The sequence below is a fragment of the Tautonia sp. JC769 genome (assembly GCF_040717455.1).
Classification (GTDB): Bacteria; Planctomycetota; Planctomycetia; order Isosphaerales; family Isosphaeraceae; genus Tautonia.
The window spans coordinates 82,378-103,241 of record NZ_JBFEFH010000007.1; the positions used below are offsets into that span (position 1 = coordinate 82,378).

Below are 20,864 nucleotides of genomic sequence, written 5' to 3' on the forward strand. Positions count from 1 at the left end.
GGGCCTCTGATACCTTGATCGCAGGGCGTCGGTCCCTCAAAATCGGGCCGAGCAGTGGGGGAGCCATGCGCCGCCGGTGTCGCGCGACGGCTCCTCTCCGCCACCATGCCGCTTTTTTCTTTGAACGATTCCAACAGCCAACGGGACGGACATGGCCGCGGTCGATCCTTATTCTCCCTGCCCGTGCGGAAGCCAGGAAAAGTACAAGTGGTGCTGCCACAAGGCCGAAGAACCGGCCCTGCGCGCCGAGCGCCTGATCCGCTCCGAGCAGTTCGACCAGGCCCTGAAGGTCATCGACGAGGGGCTTCGCAAGGTCAAAGGGGCCCTCTGGCTCCTGATGCAGAAGGCCATCGTCCACGAGCGTCGCGACGAGCCCGAGCCGGCCCGGGCGGCGGTCAACGCCATCCTCCAGGCGAAGCCCGACCACCTCGGCGCCCTGGCGCATCGGGTGCAATCGACCTTGATGGCCGAAGGCCCTGAACCGGCCGCGGCCGACCTCCAGTCCGCCCTCTCGGCCATGGCACCCGAGGATCGCCCGAAGTTCGCCGGCGTCTTCCGCATGGTCGGCGTCATGCTCGTCCGCTCCGGCAGCATCCCGGCCGGCATCGCCCACCTCGAGATCGGCACCGCGGCCGACGCCGAGGACGACCCGATCGCCCAGCCCGCCCTGCGGTCGTTGATGACCGACCCCGGCGTCTCGGCCTGGCTGAAGAACCCATACGACCTGATGACCACGCCCCCGGGGCTCGACCCGGAGACGCACAGGCGGTTCGAGGCCGCGCTGCAGGCCGCCGACGAAGCCCTCTGGGGCCAGGCCGCCGCCGGGTTCGAGACCCTCTCGGCCGACGGCGTCGCCGAGGCCGACCGCAACCTCGGCCTCTGCCGCCTCTGGATGGCCGACAACGCCGGGGCCATCGCGGCCTTCCGCCGCTACACGAAATTCACCGGCCCGACCGCCGAGGCCGTCGACCTGGAAGCCCTCTGCCAACAGACCGAGCCGATCGGCGACGAGGACCTCGTCGAGCACGTCCGCCTCACCTGGCCCCTGAACAACCGCGACGGCCTGCTCCAGGCCCTCAAGGACGCCGAGCAGAACGACAAGACCGTCGTCTCCGAGGGCGCCGGCGTGCTCGACCCGGACGACCCCGAGGCCGAGGAGGTCGAGGCGTTCACCCTGCTCGATCGCCCCCGGCCCGAGGCCCGGCCCGGCATGACCCCCTCGGAGATGGCCCGCGTCGTCGGCCGGGCGATCGTCGGGCAAGAGAGCGTCATGCTCGACGGCTTCGACCTCGGCAAGCAGTTCGACGACCTCCGCGAGCAGTTCATCGCCCTCGCCGGGGCGAATATCCCGCCGGCCCAGCCCCGCACCGACGTCCTGGAGAAGGTGGCCCGCGTCTCCCTGGCCATGCGGACCGAATGGGCCGTGCCCGAGGGGCTCGACCCCGAGGAGACCCGCCGCATCCAGCGCGAGGAGCAGGCCCGGGTCCTCCGCGAGGTCTGGCCCGAGACCCCCTTGCCCGGCCTTGGCGGCCGGACCCCTCGCCAGGCGATCAAGGACGGCAACGCCCAGATCCCCCTCCGCGCCGCCTTCTGCCAGCTCGACGCCGGCCGGGCCAACCCGAACCTCGACCTGCCCGCCCTCCGGGCCGAGCTGGGCATCCCCGGCGAGCCGACCCCCGACCCGGCCTCCGTCGACATCGAGCGGATCCACCTCGCCCGGCTCTTCCGCGTGCCGACCGCCCAGCTCTCCGACGATCGCCTCTGGCACCTCTTCCTCCGCAGCCGGACCTTCGGCCAGCACCGCGCCCTGGAGCAGGCCGCCCAGGCCCTGGTCAACCGGCCGAAACTCCTCGATTCCAAAGGGCCCTCCGAACGCTTCGCCGTCTTCGGCGACCTGGCCAACCTCACCGCGGGCCGGGGCGACTTCGCCGAGGCCCTCGCCTGGATCGAGCAGGCCCGCCGCGACGAGCCGCCCGCCCACCGCGGCCCCAACGCCCCCCGCTGGGACTTCCTCGCCCTCCGCATCCGGGCCCGGAACGAGTCGCCCGAGCAGTGGGTCCCCGAGCTGGCCGTCGTCCTCGACCGCTACCGCGAGGACCGCGCCGCGAGCCAGGTCGTCGTCTCGAACCTGCTCGACATGGGCCTGATGCAGATGGTCCCCCACCCCGACCAGCCCGAGCAGGTCATGCTCGACAGCCGCCCGCTCATGTCGCTGATCTCCCGCTACGGCCCCCGCGTCACCACCGCCTCGGGGGCGCTCGGCGTCTCCGCCTCCCGGCCCGAGATCTGGACCCCCGGCGGCCCGAGCAGCTCCGGCGGGGGCGGCGTCTGGACCCCCGACTCTCCTGGTTCGTCGGGGCAGGGGGGCGGCGAACGGAAGATCATCCTGCCGGGTCAGTAAAGCGCCGGGGGCTGGCGGCGTACTCCCGCCGCACGCCCCCGCTCAAGGCTGAGGGGAGGCTCGCCCCCGATGAACCCGATCTCCGTGACGGGACCGGGCCGCGAACTGGAGCGGCTCCGGGAACTCCTCCGCCGCCGCCGCGGTGGCGAAGCCTGCCCATGGAGCTGGAGCCCCTCACACTCCTGGTTTACCCTCCGGATTACCCGGATGGGCCTCGCAGGGAACCTTCACCTGGGTCTCGGGGATGCCGAACGCGTCGAATTCGAGAACCGGCTCCTCGACATCGACCTGCTCATCGACGTGATCGAGGACACGCGACGCAAGGCCCGAGGCGGATGGCCCTCGTCGGCACGATTCAGGGTCCGTGATCGTGATCGGCTCCTCGTCGAATGCAGCCTCCTCCGCGTCGAGTTCAACGTGCCTCCCGTCTTCGGGATCCCCTGAACGGCGCCTTCGAGGCGACCTCTCGGCCCGCCAACCTGCGTCCTCCTGATTCGCCCCCGTTCCGATGAGTCGACCGATGGCTTCCGACCTCCCCCCCCAGGCCGCCGAGGCCGCCCTGTCGCTCGTCCACGAAGGCTGGCGGCAGCTCCAGCTCCAGCGCCCGCTGGCAAGCTGGGCCTGCTGGCAGCAGGCGTTACGACTCAAGCCGGGCGACCGCGCCGCGAGCGAAGCCCTCGACCGCCTCGCCGATTCCGACGAACTCCCCGAGGTCGCCCGCAAGCCCCGACGCCTCGACAACCCCGCCGACGACGAATCCCGAGCCCGCTGGGACGAGACCTTCCGGTCCCGCAACCTCGCCAACCTCGCCGACGCCCTCGACGCCTTCGAGGAACTCTCCGAGGACGAGCCGACCGACGCCGCCGCCTGGTCGAACCGCGCCCTCTGCCTCGCCTGGCTCGGCCGCAATGAGGAGGCGATCGACGCCCTCGACTATCTCGTCCACCTGACCGCCTCGGCCGACCCCGACCGCGCCGCCGAGTCGTGGGCCCTGGCCGAGATCCTCCGCCACGGGGCAGGGGCCGAGCCCCGGGCCGACGACCTGAACTACGCCTTCGAGCTCACGTGGCCCGACGACGCCCCACCCCCCTTCGACGCCGACGAGGCCGCCGGGGCCGTCCGGGTCATGCCCATGCCCGTCGACCCGATGACCCTCGCGCCGATGGCCCCCGGCGCCCGGATCGTCGAGTGGCTCGACCGCCCGATGCCCCCGAGCGATCCCGAGCCGGCCGCCGCCGATTTGCCGATCGTCCGGGCCGTCGTCATCCTCAACGAGGGGGTCCTCCGCTGCTCCAGCCTCCGGCGCGGGGCGATCGAGGAGGTCGAGCGCGTCATCGAGGGCCGCCTCGGCCGCGGCCTGGAGTTCGACCGCACCATCTCCCCCTTGCCCCTGGCCATGCTCGACGCCGCCGTGGCCACCGTCCGCCTGCCCGACGGGCTCTCGGTCGACGCCCGGAAGCGCCTCCAGGCCGACGCCATCGCCTCCTACTTCGAGTCCCGCTGGGTCGACGTCCCCCGGATCGGCCTCGGTGCCGGCCTGGGGGACGAGGAAGGCCCGCCCCGGCGCTCCCCCCTCGACGCCGCCCGCCTGGTCGCCGAGGGTGATGACGTGATGCGGGCCAAGCTCTCCGGCATCCTCCTCGTCCGCGAGCAACTGGCCCGACGCCCCCGATCGGCCGAGCTCTACCTCGGCTACGACTTCGACCGCCTCCGCCGCCGCCTCGGCATCGACCCCCTCGACGCCCCACCCGCCGGCGTCGACCTCCCCCTCCAGCCCCGGGACGATTGACGTGACCTCCTCCACCCCGATCGAACCCGCCTTCCTCGACTCCTTGAAATGGGGCGCCGACGGCCTCATCCCGGCCATCGTCCAGGATGCCGAGTCGGGCGACGTGCTCATGATGGCCTGGATGGACCGGCCCGCCGTCCTCCGCACGATCGAGACCGGCCAGACGCATTTCTACTCCCGATCGCGCGGGCAGGCCTGGCACAAAGGGGGCAGTTCCGGCCACGTCCAGCACGTCGAGGAGATCCGGGTCGACTGCGACGCCGACGTCCTCCTGATCCGCGCCCGGCAGGTCGGCGGCGCCTGCCACGAAGGCTACCGCTCGTGCTTCTTCCGCAAGGTTGACGACTCGGGGGGGCTGGAAGTTTCCGGCTCAAGGGTCTTCGACCCGGGGAAGGTTTACGGTTCCGGGCATTGAGCGATTCTCGAGTTCTGGCGCGGCCCAGGTGCCGATGGGATTTAAGACTTGGATATCAAAGTGCTGTAAGGATTCGCGAGCGTTTCAGCCCGCTGTATATCCTCGTCCTTGGAGAATTGAAGATTGCATGACGCAACGCTGTCTCATAGCATGGAGTCAGCGATTTTGCGCTGTCCTTTCGATTTGTAGAAAGAAGAGGCTCCGATGAAGGCGATCCTGTTGCTACTCGCCCTGACCGTGACCGGTCAGTCCCCGGTCTCGTCGCACACGCAACTGATGGAAGCCATCGGCGAGCAAGGGGCCGCGGCGCTGGCCGCCGAACGGGGCTTGATCCCGATCCTGACCGACGCGGACAAGAGTCTTCGGCAGGGCTTCGATCAGGTCTACCGGTCGGGCAAGCAGGTGATCGTCATCGAGGCCAAGGGGGGATCGAGCCGCCTGGGAGTGGCGCGGGGGCACGCCCAGGCTTCCGAGGCCTGGACGCTGGCCGTGGCGCGAGAGACGCTCAAACGGTCGTCGGCCACCCAGGCCGAGCTGACTGCGGCCAGGGAGGTGCTCGCCGCCGCGCCGCGGGGCAACCTGACCATCGAGGTCGTGCGTACGAAGATGAAGGACGGACAGCTCCGGACGGTCGTCGAGCACGTCGTCAAGACTCGCAACGAGGTGGCCATCGCCCGGCTGGCGGCGGCAGTGGGCCTGGCACTTGAACTCTACACGCGGATCACTCGGGCGATGGCCATCGAAGTCGAGTACGGCGCCGGCCGCATCGATGTGGCCGAGCGGGACCGCCGCCATCTGAAGAACCTGGGCGGATCGCTCGGGGCACTGGGCACCGCCGGCACCGCGATGGTGCTCGTCGGGCCCCAGGGGGTGGCCGTCTCGCTCCTCTTCGGCGGCGGGGCCTATGTGATCGGTGACTGGGCCGGGGGGCAGGCTGCGGTCTTGCTTGCCGACTGGCTGCATGACCGGGACATTTCGGTCAGCGAGTCCTGCGCGGCGATGGCCGCTCGTGCGGCCTCGGCCGGGGCCGAGGCCTGGTCGTGGGTGCAGCAATCCGGCGGTGCTGCCTGGTCGTGGACCGCCGAGCAGGGAGGAATCGCCTGGAGTTGGGTCCGCGACGTCGGAACCGGCGCCTGGTCCTGGACCGCCCGGCAGGGCAACTCCGCCTGGGACTGGACCGCCGAGTCCTCGTCTTCGGCCTGGGGATGGACGAGCCGGAGCGCCGACAACGCCTGGTCCTGGACAAGCCAGACGGGGCAGGGTGCCTGGCGTTGGACGACCCGCTCCGGCCATTCGATCCTCGAATCGGCGCAGGAATCGGGCCTGGGAGCGTGGGATTGGGCACGCCGCAACGGCGGCGCCGCCTGGGAGTGGACCGCCCGCAAGCTCCCGGGCTGGTGAGCATCGCCAGTATGCGGAGCGAGTCGACCACTCCCAGCTCGGCAGGATGCCGTGTGACGAGTGGATCGAGAGCAAGGCCGGTTTGCGGGGTGCGTCGGCCGACCGTCTCGAGAGTGATCGGCGCTATCGAGATGGCAACCAGGACGAGGGGAACGGAGGGTTCTCCCGAACATCTCTCCCCGAACCCGGGTCGACTTGGGTAAAATGGTCCTTTACCCGCCCCAACGTGCCCGCCAACGCACGAGCGCGACATTCCACAAGGAACCTGTACGATGCGCAAGCCGCGCCTCATGGCCCCCGGCCCCGCTCCGGTCCCCGAAGACGTGATGCTGGAGATGGCCAAGCCGGTCATCCACTCCCGAGACCCCCGCACCAAGGAAGGGATCAAGAAGGCGGTCCAGGGGCTCCAGGAGATCCTGAAGACCTCCAACGACGTCGCCATCCTCGCCGCCACCGGCACCGGGGCGATGGAGGCCGCCGCCCTGCACGCCGTCCCGCCCGGCAAGAAGGCCCTGGTCCTCAACGCCGGCTGGTTCGGCCTGCGATGGGCCAAGATCTGCCAGGCCCACGGCATCGACTTCGAGACGATCGACTTCGAATGGGGCCAGCCGGTCGACCCGAACCGCGTGGCCGAGGCCCTCAAGGGGCGCACCGACATCGCCGTCGTCATGGGCACGCTCAGCGAGACCTCGACCGGCACCGGCCACCCGATCGAGGCCATCGGCAAGGTCGTCGCCGAGACCGACGCCCTCTTCGCCGTCGACGGCATCTCCGGCGTCGGCGCGATGGAGTGCCACGTCGACGCCTGGAAGATCGACTTCCTCTGCGTCGGCTCGCAGAAGGCATTGATGCTGCCCCCCGGCCTCGCCTTCGTCAGCGTCAGCCCGAAGGCCTGGGCCGTGATCGACTCCTTCGAGCCGAAGGCCTTCTACTTCGGCCTGAAGGCCGCGAAGAAGAAACTGGCCGACTGGGACACCCCCTACACCCCGGCCCACACCCTCATCTTCGGCCTGAACAAGTCGCTCGACATGATCCGGGCCGAGGGGATCGAGAACGTCTGGGCCCGCCACAAGGCGATGAGCGACGCCTGCCAGGCCGGCGTCAAGGCCCTCGGCCTCGAACTCTTCAGCGCCCGGCCCGCCGAGGGGCTCACCGCCTTCGTCGTCCCCGACGGCCTGAAGGACTCCGACATCCGCAAGAAGCTCGACGAGCGCTTCGGCATCACCGTCGTCGGCGGCCAGGACAAGCTCAAGGGCAAGATCGTCCGGATCGGCCACATGGGCTACAATGACGAGGTCGACGTCGTCGGCGCCCTCGCCGCCCTGGAGATGGTCCTCGCCCAGCTCGGCCACGACTTCGAGCCCGGCGCCGGCGTCTCCGCCGCCCAGCGGGCCCTGATCGGCCAGGGCAGCCCGGTCGGGGCGGCCTGAGCCCCTCGGATTCCTGGATGTCCGCTCCTCCTCTCGCGACCACGGGAGCGGAGGAGATTCCATCGCCGCCCCCCTCCTCGGGGCGGCGATCCCCGTTTCCGGACGATCCCTTCCCCATTCGCCACCGATCGCCAAAGTGGAGCCTGATCGACGTGCCCTATCGCGTGCTGGTCACCGACAAAGTGTCTGAAGAAGGACTCGCCCTGCTCAGGGCCGAGCCCGACTTCGAGGTCATCGTCCGAACCGAGCTTGCCAAGGACGTGCCCGGCCTGAAGGCCGCGTTGGCCGAGGCCGATGCCCTGGTCGTCCGATCGGGGACGCAGGTCACGGCCGACATCCTGCAAGGCCAGACCCGCCTGAAGGCGATCGCCCGCGCCGGGGTCGGCGTCGACAACATCGACGTCCCGGCCGCGACCCAGAACGGCATCGTCGTGATGAACACGCCGGGCGGCAACACCGTCTCGACGGCCGAGCACACGATGGCGCTCATGCTCTCGCTCGCCCGCAACGTCCCCCAGGCCAACGAGAGCCTCAAGGCCGGCCGATGGGACCGCAACAAGCTCACCGGCCGGCAGCTCGAGGGCAAGACCCTCGGGATCATCGGCATGGGCCGCGTCGGCCAGACGGTCGCCAAGCAGGCCCTCGGCTTCTCGATGCGGGTCATCGGCTTCGACCCCTTCCTCTCGGCCGAACGCGCCACCGAGCTGGGGATCGAGAGCGTCCCCCACCTGCACGACCTCTGGGGCCAGTGCGACTACGTCACCCTGCACACCCCCCTGACGGCCGACACCCGCCACCTCATCAACGCCGAAACCCTCAAGCAGATGCGCCCCGGCGTCCGCATCATCAACTGCGCCCGAGGCGGCCTGATCGACCCCGACGCCCTGAAAGCGGCCCTCGACTCCGGCCACGTCGCCGGGGCCGCGGTCGACGTCTTCGACCCCGAGCCTCCCCCGGCCGATCACCCGCTGGTCAACCACCCGAAGGTGGTCGTCACCCCCCACCTCGGCGCCTCGACCGAGGAGGCCCAGGTCGCCGTCGCCGAGGAGGCCGCCCGCCTCCTGGCCGACTTCCTCGCCCGCGGACAGGTCCGCTTCGCCGTCAACATGGCGACGCTCAACCGCGCCGAGATGGAAGACCTCCGCCAGTACCTCGACCTGGCCCGCCGCCTCGGCATGCTCCACGCCCAGATGGACCGCGGCATCATCCGGTCGGCCACCCTCCGCTACCGGGGGGAGGTCGCGGCCAAGAACACCCGGCTCATCACCGCCGCCTTCGCCGCCGGCTGGATGGAGACCGCGCTCCAGGGTCAGGTGAACCTCGTCAACGCCGAGGCCCGCCTGAAGGAGCGCGGCATCACCCTGACCGAGGAGAAATCGACCGAGCCGGGCGACTTCGCCTCGATGATCCAGAGCGAGGTCGTCACCGACCGGAAGACCTACGTCGCCGCCGGCACCACCTTCGGCCGCGAGTTCCTCCGCCTCGTCCGGCTCGGGCCGTATCGGCTCGACGCCCACCTCGACGGCACCCTGTTCATCTTCACCCACAACGACCGCCCCGGCCTGATCGGCGCCATCGGCACCGAGTTCGGCAAGCGCGGCGTGAACATCGCCCAGATGAACGTCGGCCGCGAGACCCAGGGTGGCGAGGCGATCGGCGTCGTCAACCTCGACGCCGTGCCCGACGAGGCCGCCCTGAAGGCCGTCTCCGAGCTGCCCGACATGCTCAGCGTCAGCCTCATCCGCCTCCCGGCCCACAACGAGCTGCCGAGCTGGCTCCAGCTCTGAGCCCACCCCCTCGCCGGCCTCCCCGACCGGACGGTTCTTGCCCCCACTCCCCACGCGGGGTCGTGGGGAGCGAGCGGGTCGCGCGGACGTCGGCGACACCCTCGCGAAGCGTCCGCAGCAGCGTCCGGCCCCCTCTCCCCACGCGTGGGGAGAGGGCCGGGGTGAGGGGTCCGTGCCTTCGAAGCCCGGCCCGGTGCATCGTCTCGGCCCGATTCGCCTGGATCCGTGTCCTCTCGTCGGGTCCGTGGCGCGGACCGGTCCCTCGACGCCGAATCAAGATCGGCCCACGCCGCGGACCCGACAACGGCAACTCATCCGAGGCATGCGGGATCAGCCCTCCGCTCCCTCGACTCGCGGAAGCGGGGAGGCTCCCAGCGGCCCGGGGCACCTCGCCGGCTCAATCCCCACGCTCGAACCGGCCAATCGTCCCCTGCTCACCTCTGGCACCGGGATTGCACCCGGATCAAGGCATGCGGAGTTCGGATGCCCGAGCGATCTCCCGATCGATCGGCCCGCCTCCTCCCCCTTTGATTTTGCTGCAACCACCCGAGGTGATCCCATAATGGCCCGCTCGACCGCCGAGCCCCCCCCCAAGGCGCAACAGACCGAACTCGGCCGCGAGGCCTGGGTGCGGACGGTGGCCCTGGTCGTCATCGCCGCCGTGCTGGTGCTGGCCGCCAGCACGCAGATGACCGGCCTGATCATCCCCTTGATCCTCGCCCTGGTCGTCGCCATCGCCTTGCATCCGATCGCACACTGGATCGAGCGCCGCGGGCTGGGCCGGGGCGTCTCCAGCATCTTCTGCACGGCGATCGTGGCGCTCATCTTCCTGGCCGCCGTCGGGCTGGTCATCGCGCAGGCCGGGCAGGTGGTCCGGAATTCGGAACGCTACTTCGAGCAGTTCAGCCAGCTCGCCTCCCGGGTCAACGAGTCGGTGCGGGGCACACCGCTGCTCGGCACGCTCATCGAGCCGGAACAGATGACCGGCAAGGAAGCGCCCGACGACTCGGACAACGACGAAGCCCCAGGCTCCGAGTCCGAGTCCGAGTCCGGGTCCGGGTCCGAGGCCGCACCGGCCCCCTCGGAATCCTCGCCCGATTCGGGCCGCGAATCCGGCTCCGGCTCGGGATCGTCGGCCGCGGCCGAGGACCGCCCGCAATTCGCCTCGCAGCATTACTGGACCTCCAAAATCCGGGAGAATGCCGGGGCCATCGGACAGTGGCTGCTCCAGAGCGTCGGGGGCGTCCTCGGCGTGCTCGGGCAGGTGGTGGTCTTCCTGTTCCTCGTTCTGTACATCCTCTACACCCGGGGGACCTGGTCGGACCGGATCATCCGCGCCGGCCGGGCCCTGGGCATGGAGCTGCGGTCGGACGACCTCGACCGCATGGGACGCACCATCAGCAGTTGGATCGGCTGCGTCCTGCTCGTCGCCACCGGCTACGCCGTGACGATCACCGTGGTCAGTTGGTTGCTCGGCCTCCCGCAATGGGGGCTCTGGGGCGTCATGACCGGCCTGCTGGTGCTCATCCCCTACTTCGGCGCCCTGATCGCCGGCGCCATGCTGGTCACCGTGGCCGCGATCACCAGCCAGGCGCTCTGGCCGCCGCTGGTCATGCTGGGCGTCTACGTGCTGCTCCAGACCCTGGAGAGCTACGTCATCCTGCCCATGCTCTACGGCGACGCCATCTCGATCGACCCGCTTGCCGTCCTCGTCGGCGTCCTCTTCTTCGGCTTCCTCTGGGGGCCGCTCGGGTTCATCGCGGCCTTGCCGGTCATGGTCCTAATCCGGGGCTTCGTCGAGGTCACCCCCGGCTCCGCGCCGCTCCAGGCGTTGTTCGGGGGCGATGGGCGGGGATCCTAGCCGACCGCTTCGCCGCCCTTCAAGCCGGGAGCGACCGATGCCGACGCCCCCCACCGCCTCGACCGCCGTCCCCCCGCACTGGGGGACGACCGTCCGGACCATCAGCATCCAGCTCGCCGCCGCGGTGGTGATCGGCGGGGCCGCCCACCTGGCCCCCGGCCTGGTGGTCCCCCCGCTGCTGGCCATCGTCCTGGCCATGGCCCTGTCTCCCGTGGCCCGATGGCTGGAAGGAAAGGGGCTGCCGCCACTCGGGTCGAGCCTGATCTGCACCGCCGGCATCGGGGCGATCCTGGCATTGATCATCTCCCTGCTCGCCTACGAGGCCGGCGAGCTGTTCCGGCAGCTGATCGGCAACCTCGACCGGATCAGCACCCTGATCGCCGCCGCCCTGCGACGGGCGGGGGTCGTCACCGCGGCGGCCACCCCCGAATTCTGGAGCGTCACGCTCTCGGAACTCATCCGGACCTCGCTCGACTGGACGGTCCGGCGGCTCGGCGGGTTGCTCGGCGTCGTCGCCGGGGCCATCTTCCTGCTCCTGAGCCTCTTCTTCCTGCTCCGACGGCGAGACGCCTGGGCGGGCCGGGCGTTCCGACTGGCCGACTGGCTGGGCCTCCGACGCGATCCCGAGGTTGTCAAGGCCACCCGAAACCGGGTCGCGAGCTATCTCGGCATCCTCTCAGTGATCGCCGCGTCTTACACCGTGCTCATCAGCCTGGTCTTCTGGGCGATCGGCCTGCCGAACCCGATCCTCTGGGGGGCCCTGACCGGCCTGCTCGAATTCATCCCGATCTTCGGCCCCTTGATCTCCGGGTCGCTGGCGACCCTCGGCTCCTTGGCCTCGGGGACCCTCTGGAAGCCCGCCCTGGTGGCGACCATCTTCATCATCCTGCACACGATCGAAGGGTACATCCTCTGGCCGATCGTCTTCGGCAAGACCATCCAGTCGGATCAGGTCACGATCCTCCTGGGCATCCTCTTCTTCGGCTGGCTGCTCGGCCCGCTCGGCCCGGTGCTCGGCCTGCCGCTGGTCATCATCCTCCGGGGGCTCACCGCCCTGACCCCCGGCACCCCCGCGCTCGACGCCCTCGTGGCCGCCGAGGATGCCGCCGATTGACCCCCGAAACGACCACCCCTCCGCCCCCGAATGTCCCGGGGGCGGAGGAGCGTGACATCACTCGTTCTCCCGACACAATCAGTCGAGCGACACCGTCACCGTCTTCTGCTCGATGTAATTGTCGAGCGCCTTCTCGCCCAGCTCCCGGCCGATCCCGCTGGCCTTGAAGCCGCCGAACGGCGCCGCGGCGTCGAACACGTCGTAGCAGTTGACCCAGACCGTCCCGGCCCGGACCCGGTTGGCGATCGCGTGGGCCTTGCCGATGTCCCGGGTCCAGACCGCCGCGGCCAGGCCGTAGTCGGTCGTGTTGGCCCGCTCGACGACCTCGTCGATCTCGCGGAACTTCAGGACCTGCATGACCGGCCCGAAGATCTCATCCGTGGCGATCGCCATGTCGTCCTTCACGTCGGCGAACACGGTCGGCTTGATGAAATACCCCTTGTCGCCGAACCGCTCGCCGCCGGACACGCAGCGGGCCCCTTGCTCCTTGCCCTTCTCGATGTAGCCGAGGATCTTCTCGAACTGCTCGCGGTCGACCTGCGGCCCCTGCTCGGTCTCCGGGTCGAACGGATCGCCGAGCCGCCGGGCGCTGCTCTTGTCGGCCAGGCGTTCGACCATCTCGTCATACACCGATTCCTGCACGAACAACCGGCTGCCGGCGCAGCAGCACTGCCCCTGATTCAGGTACAGGCCGAGCATCGCGCCGTCGACCGCCTTCTCCAGGTCGGCGTCGGCGAAGACGATGTTCGGGCTCTTGCCGCCCAGCTCCAGCGTCACCCGCTTCAGGGTGTTCGACGCATTCCGCATGATCAGCTTGCCGACCTCGGTCGATCCCGTGAACGCGACCTTGTCGACCCCCGGGTGATCGACCAGCGCCGACCCGGCCCCCGGCCCGTACCCGGGCACGATGTTGATCACGCCTTCCGGGAACCCGGCCTCCATGGCCAGCTCCCCCATGCGGAGGCAGGACAGGGGGGTCTGCTCGGCCGGCTTCATCACGATCGTGCAGCCTGCGGCCAGCGCCGGGCCCCACTTCCACGACACCATCAGCATCGGGAAGTTCCACGGGATGATCTGCCCGGCCACCCCGACCGGCTCCTTCCTCGTGTAGCTGAAGAAATTCCCCCGGATCGGGATCGTCTGGCCGTGGATCTTGTCGGCCCAGCCGGCGTAGTACCGCAGGCAATCGACCACCAGCGGCAGGTCGCCGTTGCGGGCCTCGCTCAGCGGCTTGCCGTTGTCGAGCGACTCGAGCGCCGCCAGGTCGTCGATCTGCGACTCGATCAGGTCGGCCAGTTTATTGAGGAGCCGGCCGCGGTCCCGGGCGTCCATCGTGCGCCAGGGGCCCGAGTCGAACGCCTTCCGGGCGGCCTTGACCGCCAGGTCGATGTCGGCGGCGTCTGCCTCGGCCACCCGGGCGATGACCTCCTCGGTCGCCGGGTTGATCGTCTCGAAGGTCTTCCCGCTGACGCTGTCGCGCCACTGGCCGTTAATGAGGAGCTTCGTCTGGAACGAACGATTGAGCGTGGGTCGGGCCTCGGTCGCCGTGGCCATGGGGGGGACCTCCGTTCTCGGTTCGGTCTTGGCGGACACTGTAAAGGGCGGAGAGGAGCCCTTCGCTCCCCGATCGATCCTCCGGGAGAGGGCACCTGTTCATCTTATCCCCCCGGCTCCGCCCGGCTCAACCCGCGGGACGGGCCGAATCGAACTGTTGAACAATCGGCCGGTTCGTGCTTACGCCCGGAATTCCCGCGTGATAGAGTCGACGTTCCGGCGTGGGGGTCGCGCCGGACGCCCGGATCCCGTTTTTCCCAACCACGCGGAGGCCATCCCTGATGTCTCTGGACAACCGCAACGACGCCCGCCCCGACTCGGTTTCTCGTCGCCAGTTCGTCCGCACCGTCGGCGGTGCGGCCGCCCTCAGCGGCCTGGCCCCGCTGGTCAACGCCCACGCCGGCTTCGTCGGCGACGGCCCGAGCCGCAGCAGCGCGGCCGAGACCGCCGCCGCCCGGCTCTTCGAGTCGCTCAAGCCCGAGCAGCGCGAGGTGCTCTGCTTCCCCTACGACCACCCGCTCCGCACCAAGATCAACGCCAACTGGGCCATCACCGAGCCGACCATCGGCCAGCTCGACACCGAGCAACAAATGCTCGTCGAGGACATCGTCCGGGGCGTCACCAGCCCCGAGGGCTACGATCGCTTCCGCATCCAGATGGATCAGGACTCCGGCGGCTTCGAGGAGTACCACATCGCCCTCTTCGGCAAGCCCGACTCCGACCAGTTCGAATTCGAGATGACCGGCCGCCACCTGACCCTCCGCGCCGACGGCAACAGCAACCCCGGCGCCGCCTTCGGCGGGCCGATCGTCTACGGCCACGGCGAAGGGGACGCCAAGAAGGGCCTGCCCGGCAACGTCTTCTACTACCAGACCGTCAAGGCCAACCAGGTCTTCGGCGCCCTCGACGGCAAGCAGCGTGAGCTGGCCCTCGTCGAGAACGCCCCCCGCGAGACCGCCGTCCAGCTCCAGGGCGAGGGCGGCCAGTACCCCGGCATCTGCCTCTCCGAGCTGTCCGGCGACCAGAAAGAGCTGGTCCACTCCGTCATCCGGGTCCTCCTCGACCCCTACCGCTCCGAGGACGTCGAGGAGGCCCTCGCCATCATCGAGGCCGGCGGCGGGCTCGACGCCCTGCACATGGCCTTCTACAAGGAAGGCGACCTCGGCGACGACAGCGAGTGGGACATCTGGCGCCTCGAAGGCCCCACCTTCGTCTGGCACTTCCGCGGCGCCCCCCACGTCCACACGTATGTGAACATTGCCAAGAAAGTCTGAGCCGATTCCTTCGTCCCCCAACCCCCTCCCCCGCGAGCGGGAGAGGCCCGTGCACGGGTCAATCGGGCCTGCTCCCTGAATCTCAACCCTCGCCTCCTTTTTGGGGGAGAGGGTGGCCGAAGGCCGGGTGAGGGGGTCCCCGGCCCGTTCGCCCTACTTTGCGATCCGAACGCAAACCCAGACCCCTCACCCCGGCCCTCTCCCCGCGAGCGGGGAGAGGGAGGCCGAAGGCCGGGTGAGGGGACCGTCCTGAACGACACCCCCGAAGCAACGCCACTCGCCGATCGGTCGGCCTTGCGACTCGCCGCCCGAGCCTCCCCTCACCTCCCGAGGCGCGCCCCATGACGATCACCCGACGCTCCTTCGTCCGATCCGCCGCGGCCGCCGGCGCCTTCGCCGCCATGCCCGGGATTCTGCAGGCGAAACAGGACCAGACCTACTCGACCGCCCTGATCGGCTCCGGCTGGTGGGGGACCAACATCCTCCGCGAGGCCATCGCCTCCGGCCGATGCCGCACCGTCGCCCTCTGCGACGTCGACGCGTCGCAAATCGAATCCTGCAAGTCGACCCTCGGCGGCATGCTCCCCGATTCGATCAAAATCTACACCGATTTCCGCGAGCTGCTCGACGAGCAGAAGCCCGACATCGCCATCGTCGCCACCCCCGACCACTGGCACCCGCTCATCACCATCGCCGCCTGCGACGCCGGCTCGCACGTCTACGTCGAGAAGCCGATCGGCCACACCATCCTCGAAGGCAAGGCCATGGTCGCCGCCGCCCGGCGCAACGACCGGGTCGTGCAGGTCGGCACCCACCGCCGCGTCTCGCCGCACAACCTCGCCGGCATGGAGATGCTCCGCGACGGGACCGTGGGCGACGTCGGCATGATCCGCGCCTTCGTCCACTACGGCGGCGGCCCCGAGGAACCGAGCCCCAACGACGATCCCCCCGCCGGGCTCGACTGGGACCTCTGGTGCGGCCCCGCCCCGCTCCGCCCGTTCAACCCCAAGCTCCACCCCAAAGGGTTCCGCAACTTCCTCGACCTGGCCAACGGCACCCTCGGCGACTGGGGCATCCACTGGATGGATCAGGTCCTCTGGTCCACCGACGAGGTCGCCCCGAAGACCGTCTTCTCCACCGGCGGCCGACCGATCGCCGGCCCCGCCATCGACGACGGCGACCGCCTCACCACCGACGCCCCCGACCACCAGATCGCCGCCTTCGCGTTCGACAACTTCTCCCTCAGTTGGGAGCACCGCCGCTTCGCCGGCAACACCGCCGAGAAGACCCACCCCCAGCAGGCCGTCGGCTGCTACTTCTACGGCACCAACGGCACCCTGCACATCGGCTGGCTCGACGGCACCACCTTCTACCCGCGCGACGCCAAGCGCGCCGCCGTCAACGTCCCCGCCCAGCTCCACGAGCCCGACCAGCAGAACATCCGAGAACTCTGGGCCGACTTCCTCGACGCCATCGCCTCCGGCCGCCGGCCCGTCTCCGACATCGAGATCGGCCACCGCTCGACCAACCTCAGCCTCCTCGGCATGCTCTCCTACAAGCTCGGCCGCAGCATCCACTGGGACCACGACGCCCACACCGTCCCCGGCGACGACGAGGCCAATGCCCTGCTCCGCCGCGAGTACCGCGCCCCCTGGACCTACCCCGCCTGACCGAGACGGGCCCGCGCGATTCCTCCCGCAAAGAATCTTTGTCTTTGCAAATCACCCCTCCCTTGATCCAAGATGAGGCGGCGGGGCCTCGGGGCGTGGACTTCGGTCCGCGTCCCGGGACCTCGCGTTGATGGTCGTCGCTCTGGAGTCAGCGGCTCGAATCCATCGTGAGGGAGGATTGCCATGGGGTCGCACGCCGGTCGCAGGCCGACTCGGGCCCTCGGGGCAGGGGCGGCGTGGCTCGTCGTCCTATCGGCCTTGATGGGCGCGTCATCGCACGCCCAGACGATCGCCCCGGAATTCGCCGGGGACTACTCGTTCCTCGACCTGGGCACCCCGACCGGGGTCCCGGGACGGCTCGGGGGCCTCACGCTCCTGGCCGGCGATCCGAACACCCTGCTCATCGGCGGGAACGCCAACAACGCGAACGGGGGCATCTACCAGATCGGCCTCACCCGGGATGCCGAGGACCACATCATCGGCTTCTCGGGCCAGGCGAGCCTCTTCGCGACGGCCCCCGAGATCGACGGCGGCCTGGCCTATGGGCCGGAGGGGGTCCTGTTCTACACGGGGTATATCGAGAACCTCCTCGGCCAGATCCGACCGGGGAGCACCTCACCCGACAAGATCATCGCCCTGGGACCGCTGGGGGTCGAACGATCGGTCGGCTCGCTCGCCTTCGTCCCCGACGGGTTTCCCGGGGCGGGCGGGTTCCGGCTGGTGTCGTACAGGACGGGGGCACTCTACGCGGCGGACCTGATGCCCGACGGCTCCGGAACGTTCGACCTCGACGGCCTGACCTTCCTGACCCGATTCCCAGGCGTCGGCCCCGAGGGCGTCGCCTACGTCCCGACCGGGTCGCCGCAGTTCGACGCGCCCTCGATGCTCGTCTCGGAGTTCGGCCTCAGCCGCATCTCGGCCTATGAACTGGACCCCTCGGGCATCCCCGTCCTCGCGACCCGACGCGACCTGGTCACCGGCCTCAGCGGGGCCCAGGGGGCGTTCATCGACCCCCTGACCGGCGACTTCCTCTTCTCGACCTTCGGCACCGACAACCGGGTGATCGTCGTCCGGGGCTTCGCCCAACCCTCCGTCATCCCGGAGCCGTCCAGCCTGGTGCTGCTGGGATTCGGGCTGGCCGGGGCGATCGCCTACGCCTCCCGCCGCCGATCCCGAGGGGGCATGGGCCCTTGACGAGCAGGCCATCGCCAGGCCCGCCATCCCGGCGATCGGGCCGAGGGGATCGCAGCCCCTCGGCCCGATCACGACCCCTTCCGCGTCTCCAACTCCTTCAGAATCCCCACCAGCAGCTCCGGCTCGCGCTTCTGCATCAGGTGCTCGATCCGGGAGGCCGGGAACTCCATCTTCGTCAGGATGTCGGCCGCCTGCTTCCACAGGCGGTCGCTCTTCTTCCCCTCGGCCAGGTAGATCTCGGCGATCAGGTCCGAGAGGCGCTGCGACTTGATCGCGTCGAAATTGTCGTAGTATCGCTTGATGATCTTCTGCTGGTGCGGCGAGTAGTTGCGGTCGGCCATCGGCGGGAGACTCCGTTCCGGATTCCGGTCAGTCGAATTTCGGGGGCTTGCGCAGCTTCTTGGTCGTCGAGCGTTGCTTCTTCTGCTCGGCCCGGCGCACCTTCGAGCCGAGCGTCGGCTTCGTGGCGATCCTCGGCTTCGGCGGCGTGGCCGCCTCCAGCACCAGATCCCGCACCTTGTCCAGGCAATCGTCGATATTCCGCAGGCGGTCCCTCGTCCGCTGCGACGAGACGATCAGATCCCCCTCGGTCGTCAGCCGAGAACCGATCTGACGCATCAATCGGCGGCGGACCGGCTCGGGCAGGCTCGGGCTGTCCCCCGGCCTCCAGCGCAGGACGGCCTTGGTCGCCACCTTGTTGACGTTCTGCCCGCCGGGCCCGCCGGATCGGATGTAATCGAATTGGAATTCGTCCATCGGGATCGAAATCCGGTCGTTGATCCGAAGCATGCCCGCCCCCTCCGGTCGGTGCGTCTCAAAGGATTACGAGACAAGCCCCCCGGCACAAGGTCCGGGGGGCTTCGCTCGATCAATCGTCCTATCCTAACGACCGCGAGGGGGGCCGGTCAGGTTCAGATTCGGATCACTCCCGGCCGGATCACCGCGCCGATCCCCCCCCGTGCTGGCCGTAGTCGATCGCGACGGTCGGGGCCGACACCGGCCGGGTCGAGACGACCGGCTGCACCGGCATCCGGATCGACGGGCCCCGCAGGGTCGATTGCGGGGCGGGGGTCGAGGCCCCCGGCCGGTTCCCGAGGGTGATCACCGGGCCGCTGCCCACCGTCACCCCCGGGTCTCGGGCCGCCCCGCCCCCCAGCGTGGCCGCCGGAGACGGCTGGCCGAGCAGCAGCCGAGGCGGCACGACCGGGGCAGGGGCCGGCGTCGGCGTCGGCGTCGGGGCAGGGGCCGGCGTCTGGAAGAGCTGCCGACCGAGCGCCGCCTGCGTGGGCACCGCGCCCAGGGTCCCGTGGATCGCCGGGGCCAGCACCTCCCGGAGCCTCGGTCCCTGGCCCGGCAGCAAGCCGTTATACAGGGCGAACGGCTGCGGCGGCGGGGTCGGGGCCGGCTGCGGCACCACGTTGATGCCCGCCATGAACATCGAGGCGTCGCGGTTGAAGATCTCGAACGGGCTCTCGAACTCCGTCCCGTCGTTCAGCTGGCCGGTCAGGGTCACGAACGTGGCCCCGGGCGGCAAGGGGTCGAGGTCGGTGCTCAGGAAGACGTACGTGGCGTCCAGGTACGGGTCCCGATTGGCGAAGCTCGTGAAGACCGACACCGGCTCGGCCCCCGAGAGGCGCACCGTCGGCGTCGCGATCTCCTCGACGTTGAACCGCGGCGACCCGAAGACGTTGACCCGGACCAGTTGCGGGTGCGCCGTGTTGACCACCCGGTGCTGGTGCGGATTGACCAGGATCTTCGGCTCCAGGGGCGGGCAATCCGGCGGCGGCGGCGGGGGCGGCGGCGGGGGCGGCGGCGGCGGCGGGGGAGGCGGCGGCAGGATCGACTCGCCGAAGGTGAACGGCAGGGGCGGGATCTGCGCCTCGCTGATCCCGTCGTCCTGGGCCGACCCGGCGAACGCCGAGACCTGCAGGTCGCGCTCGGGGGTCAGGGTCTCGCCCGTCTGCCGGGTGTACAACTCCGAGAAGTTCCGGATCTCGAACTCGAAGCTCGGCGACTCCGGCGTGTTCGTCAGGAACGAGGTCCCGATGAACTCCGGCAGCATCGCGCCGAAGCCCCCCCGGAGCGGGTCGGCCGAGTACTCGGCCACCATGTAGGTCTGCCGGAGCGGCTGGAGCGTGTCGGGGTCGATCCCCCCGTTCATCCCCGCCACCACGTTGTCCGTGAGCGTCGTCGGGTCGTTCAGGTCGTCGTTGTTCAGGAAGTCGATGCTGACGTACATGTACTCCGAACCCCCGAGCAGCATCGGGTCTTCGAAGAACAACGGCAGCGCCTCGATCTCCGACGCGACGGTCCCGCCGTTCAGGTTGTTGTCGGCGTCGCCGGCGATCACCGTCTGGCCGGTCTTCTGGTTGACCGGCTGCTGCATCCCGAACGCCAGGGCGTCGCGGTCCGCGTCATACGAGACGCGGATCGCGTCGAGCTGGAATCCGGAGACCCGGATGAAGTCCCCCAGCTCCGGCGGTTCGTCGGGAATGATGGGGACCAGGTAATCTGGGTCGCCTGGTTCGGGCGTGAGGACCACAACACCTGGACTTGTTGTTTCCGGAAAATCGATTAAAACGTTTCCCGTGAAGTCGACGCTCATGAGTTGTCGATGATCCAGATGCTCGACTGCGGCCCCCGAGCGCCTTCGCGACTTCCGCGCGAATGGCTCCCGGCGGGGTCGCCAGGAAAGCATGGCCTGGAGGATCTTCCTGATCGCGGTCATGGCGTCCTCGTCCTTTCTCACGGGAGGCCCGCGCCGGAGGCGGCCCCGGGCATGACGCGTATCGGGCCGCCGACGTGGCGGCCGGGCCGGCGCGCGACGCAGTCCGACGATGACCCCAGGAGGGGGAATCGATGGCCAACGCCGCCGGGGAGTGGAGCCTTTGCCGGTCGGCCCGCGGCACGACCCGAGCCAAACCCACTCCTCGATGATCGATCGTTCGGTGTCCCGGGGTGTTCGCTCCGAGCG

Annotated in this window: 16 protein-coding genes; 12 read left to right on the top strand and 4 right to left on the bottom strand. The window is 69.8% G+C overall.

The annotated features are described in order from the left end of the window. The first annotated feature begins 151 nt into the window (after window positions 1–151). The 9 genes from AB1L88_RS09530 to AB1L88_RS09570 all read left to right on the top strand — a co-directional run bounded on the left by AB1L88_RS09530 (window position 152) and on the right by AB1L88_RS09570 (window position 12,198). Window positions 152–2,401 (top strand): hypothetical protein, encoded by a 2,250-nt coding sequence (locus AB1L88_RS09530; protein WP_367096418.1) that lies wholly within the window; start codon window positions 152–154, stop codon window positions 2,399–2,401. Between the two features lie 69 nt (window positions 2,402–2,470). Next, window positions 2,471–2,845 carry a hypothetical protein gene (locus AB1L88_RS09535; protein ID WP_367096419.1) on the top strand — a complete coding sequence of 125 codons (375 nt, stop codon included), beginning with the start codon at window positions 2,471–2,473 and terminating at the stop codon, window positions 2,843–2,845. Between the two features lie 76 nt (window positions 2,846–2,921). Beyond that, window positions 2,922–4,190, top strand: a complete 1,269-nt coding sequence (locus AB1L88_RS09540) for a hypothetical protein (protein ID WP_367096420.1) — start codon at window positions 2,922–2,924, stop codon at window positions 4,188–4,190. A gap of 1 nt (window position 4,191) precedes the next feature. After that, window positions 4,192–4,605, top strand: a complete 414-nt coding sequence (gene hisI, locus AB1L88_RS09545) for a phosphoribosyl-AMP cyclohydrolase (RefSeq protein ID WP_367096421.1) — start codon at window positions 4,192–4,194, stop codon at window positions 4,603–4,605. Between the two features lie 204 nt (window positions 4,606–4,809). After that, window positions 4,810–6,006 (top strand): hypothetical protein, encoded by a 1,197-nt coding sequence (locus AB1L88_RS09550; RefSeq protein ID WP_367096422.1) that lies wholly within the window; start codon window positions 4,810–4,812, stop codon window positions 6,004–6,006. A gap of 272 nt (window positions 6,007–6,278) precedes the next feature. Then, window positions 6,279–7,436: an alanine--glyoxylate aminotransferase family protein gene (locus AB1L88_RS09555; protein ID WP_367096423.1), complete on the top strand. Its 1,158-nt coding sequence runs from the start codon at window positions 6,279–6,281 to the stop codon at window positions 7,434–7,436. A gap of 152 nt (window positions 7,437–7,588) precedes the next feature. Then, window positions 7,589–9,223 carry a phosphoglycerate dehydrogenase gene (gene serA / locus AB1L88_RS09560; protein WP_367096424.1) on the top strand — a complete coding sequence of 545 codons (1,635 nt, stop codon included), beginning with the start codon at window positions 7,589–7,591 and terminating at the stop codon, window positions 9,221–9,223. A gap of 562 nt (window positions 9,224–9,785) precedes the next feature. Further along, a complete protein-coding gene (locus AB1L88_RS09565) occupies window positions 9,786–11,084 on the top strand; it encodes an AI-2E family transporter (protein WP_367096425.1) in 1,299 nt (432 codons plus the stop codon). A 37-nt stretch (window positions 11,085–11,121) separates the two neighbouring features. Beyond that, on the top strand, window positions 11,122–12,198 hold the full coding sequence (locus tag AB1L88_RS09570) for an AI-2E family transporter (RefSeq protein WP_367096426.1): 1,077 nt from the start codon (window positions 11,122–11,124) through the stop codon (window positions 12,196–12,198). A gap of 78 nt (window positions 12,199–12,276) precedes the next feature. Here AB1L88_RS09570 and AB1L88_RS09575 read toward each other — a convergent pair whose 3' ends face one another. Next, window positions 12,277–13,752 (bottom strand): aldehyde dehydrogenase family protein, encoded by a 1,476-nt coding sequence (locus AB1L88_RS09575; RefSeq protein WP_367096427.1) that lies wholly within the window; start codon window positions 13,750–13,752, stop codon window positions 12,277–12,279. Window positions 13,753–14,033: 281 nt separating this feature from the next. Here AB1L88_RS09575 and AB1L88_RS09580 point away from each other — a divergent pair, with 281 nt between their 5' ends. The 3 genes from AB1L88_RS09580 (at window position 14,034) to AB1L88_RS09590 (ending at window position 17,890) form a co-directional block, all read left to right on the top strand. After that, entirely contained in the window at window positions 14,034–15,026 is a 993-nt protein-coding gene (locus AB1L88_RS09580) for a DUF3500 domain-containing protein (protein ID WP_367096428.1), read from the top strand. 347 nt (window positions 15,027–15,373) lie between these two features. Continuing rightward, window positions 15,374–16,696 carry a Gfo/Idh/MocA family oxidoreductase gene (locus AB1L88_RS09585; protein ID WP_367096558.1) on the top strand — a complete coding sequence of 441 codons (1,323 nt, stop codon included), beginning with the start codon at window positions 15,374–15,376 and terminating at the stop codon, window positions 16,694–16,696. Window positions 16,697–16,879: 183 nt separating this feature from the next. Next, on the top strand, window positions 16,880–17,890 hold the full coding sequence (locus tag AB1L88_RS09590; protein WP_367096429.1) for a PEP-CTERM sorting domain-containing protein: 1,011 nt from the start codon (window positions 16,880–16,882) through the stop codon (window positions 17,888–17,890). 68 nt (window positions 17,891–17,958) lie between these two features. Here the strand turns inward: AB1L88_RS09590 and AB1L88_RS09595 are convergent, their stop codons facing one another. The 3 genes from AB1L88_RS09595 to AB1L88_RS09605 form a co-directional block, all read right to left on the bottom strand. Continuing rightward, window positions 17,959–18,231 carry a hypothetical protein gene (locus tag AB1L88_RS09595; RefSeq protein ID WP_367096430.1) on the bottom strand — a complete coding sequence of 91 codons (273 nt, stop codon included), beginning with the start codon at window positions 18,229–18,231 and terminating at the stop codon, window positions 17,959–17,961. A gap of 28 nt (window positions 18,232–18,259) precedes the next feature. Further along, a complete protein-coding gene (arfB, locus tag AB1L88_RS09600) occupies window positions 18,260–18,679 on the bottom strand; it encodes an alternative ribosome rescue aminoacyl-tRNA hydrolase ArfB (RefSeq protein WP_367096431.1) in 420 nt (139 codons plus the stop codon). 148 nt (window positions 18,680–18,827) lie between these two features. Then, a complete protein-coding gene (locus tag AB1L88_RS09605) occupies window positions 18,828–20,432 on the bottom strand; it encodes a hypothetical protein (protein ID WP_367096432.1) in 1,605 nt (534 codons plus the stop codon). Window positions 20,433–20,864 lie beyond the last annotated feature (432 nt).

What these genes read in the sequence shown, in the direction of transcription:
- AB1L88_RS09575 (WP_367096427.1), bottom strand. Translation starts at nt 13,752, where the DNA reads ATGGCCACGGCGACCGAGGCCCGACCCACGCTCAATCGTTCGTTCCAG.
- AB1L88_RS09530 (WP_367096418.1), top strand. Translation starts at nt 152, where the DNA reads ATGGCCGCGGTCGATCCTTATTCTCCCTGCCCGTGCGGAAGCCAGGAA.
- AB1L88_RS09580 (WP_367096428.1), top strand. Translation starts at nt 14,034, where the DNA reads ATGTCTCTGGACAACCGCAACGACGCCCGCCCCGACTCGGTTTCTCGT.
- AB1L88_RS09550 (WP_367096422.1), top strand. Translation starts at nt 4,810, where the DNA reads ATGAAGGCGATCCTGTTGCTACTCGCCCTGACCGTGACCGGTCAGTCC.
- AB1L88_RS09595 (WP_367096430.1), bottom strand. Translation starts at nt 18,231, where the DNA reads ATGGCCGACCGCAACTACTCGCCGCACCAGCAGAAGATCATCAAGCGA.
- AB1L88_RS09535 (WP_367096419.1), top strand. Translation starts at nt 2,471, where the DNA reads ATGAACCCGATCTCCGTGACGGGACCGGGCCGCGAACTGGAGCGGCTC.
- AB1L88_RS09555 (WP_367096423.1), top strand. Translation starts at nt 6,279, where the DNA reads ATGCGCAAGCCGCGCCTCATGGCCCCCGGCCCCGCTCCGGTCCCCGAA.
- AB1L88_RS09540 (WP_367096420.1), top strand. Translation starts at nt 2,922, where the DNA reads ATGGCTTCCGACCTCCCCCCCCAGGCCGCCGAGGCCGCCCTGTCGCTC.
- AB1L88_RS09570 (WP_367096426.1), top strand. Translation starts at nt 11,122, where the DNA reads ATGCCGACGCCCCCCACCGCCTCGACCGCCGTCCCCCCGCACTGGGGG.
- AB1L88_RS09590 (WP_367096429.1), top strand. Translation starts at nt 16,880, where the DNA reads ATGGGGTCGCACGCCGGTCGCAGGCCGACTCGGGCCCTCGGGGCAGGG.
- arfB (WP_367096431.1), bottom strand. Translation starts at nt 18,679, where the DNA reads ATGCTTCGGATCAACGACCGGATTTCGATCCCGATGGACGAATTCCAA.
- AB1L88_RS09565 (WP_367096425.1), top strand. Translation starts at nt 9,786, where the DNA reads ATGGCCCGCTCGACCGCCGAGCCCCCCCCCAAGGCGCAACAGACCGAA.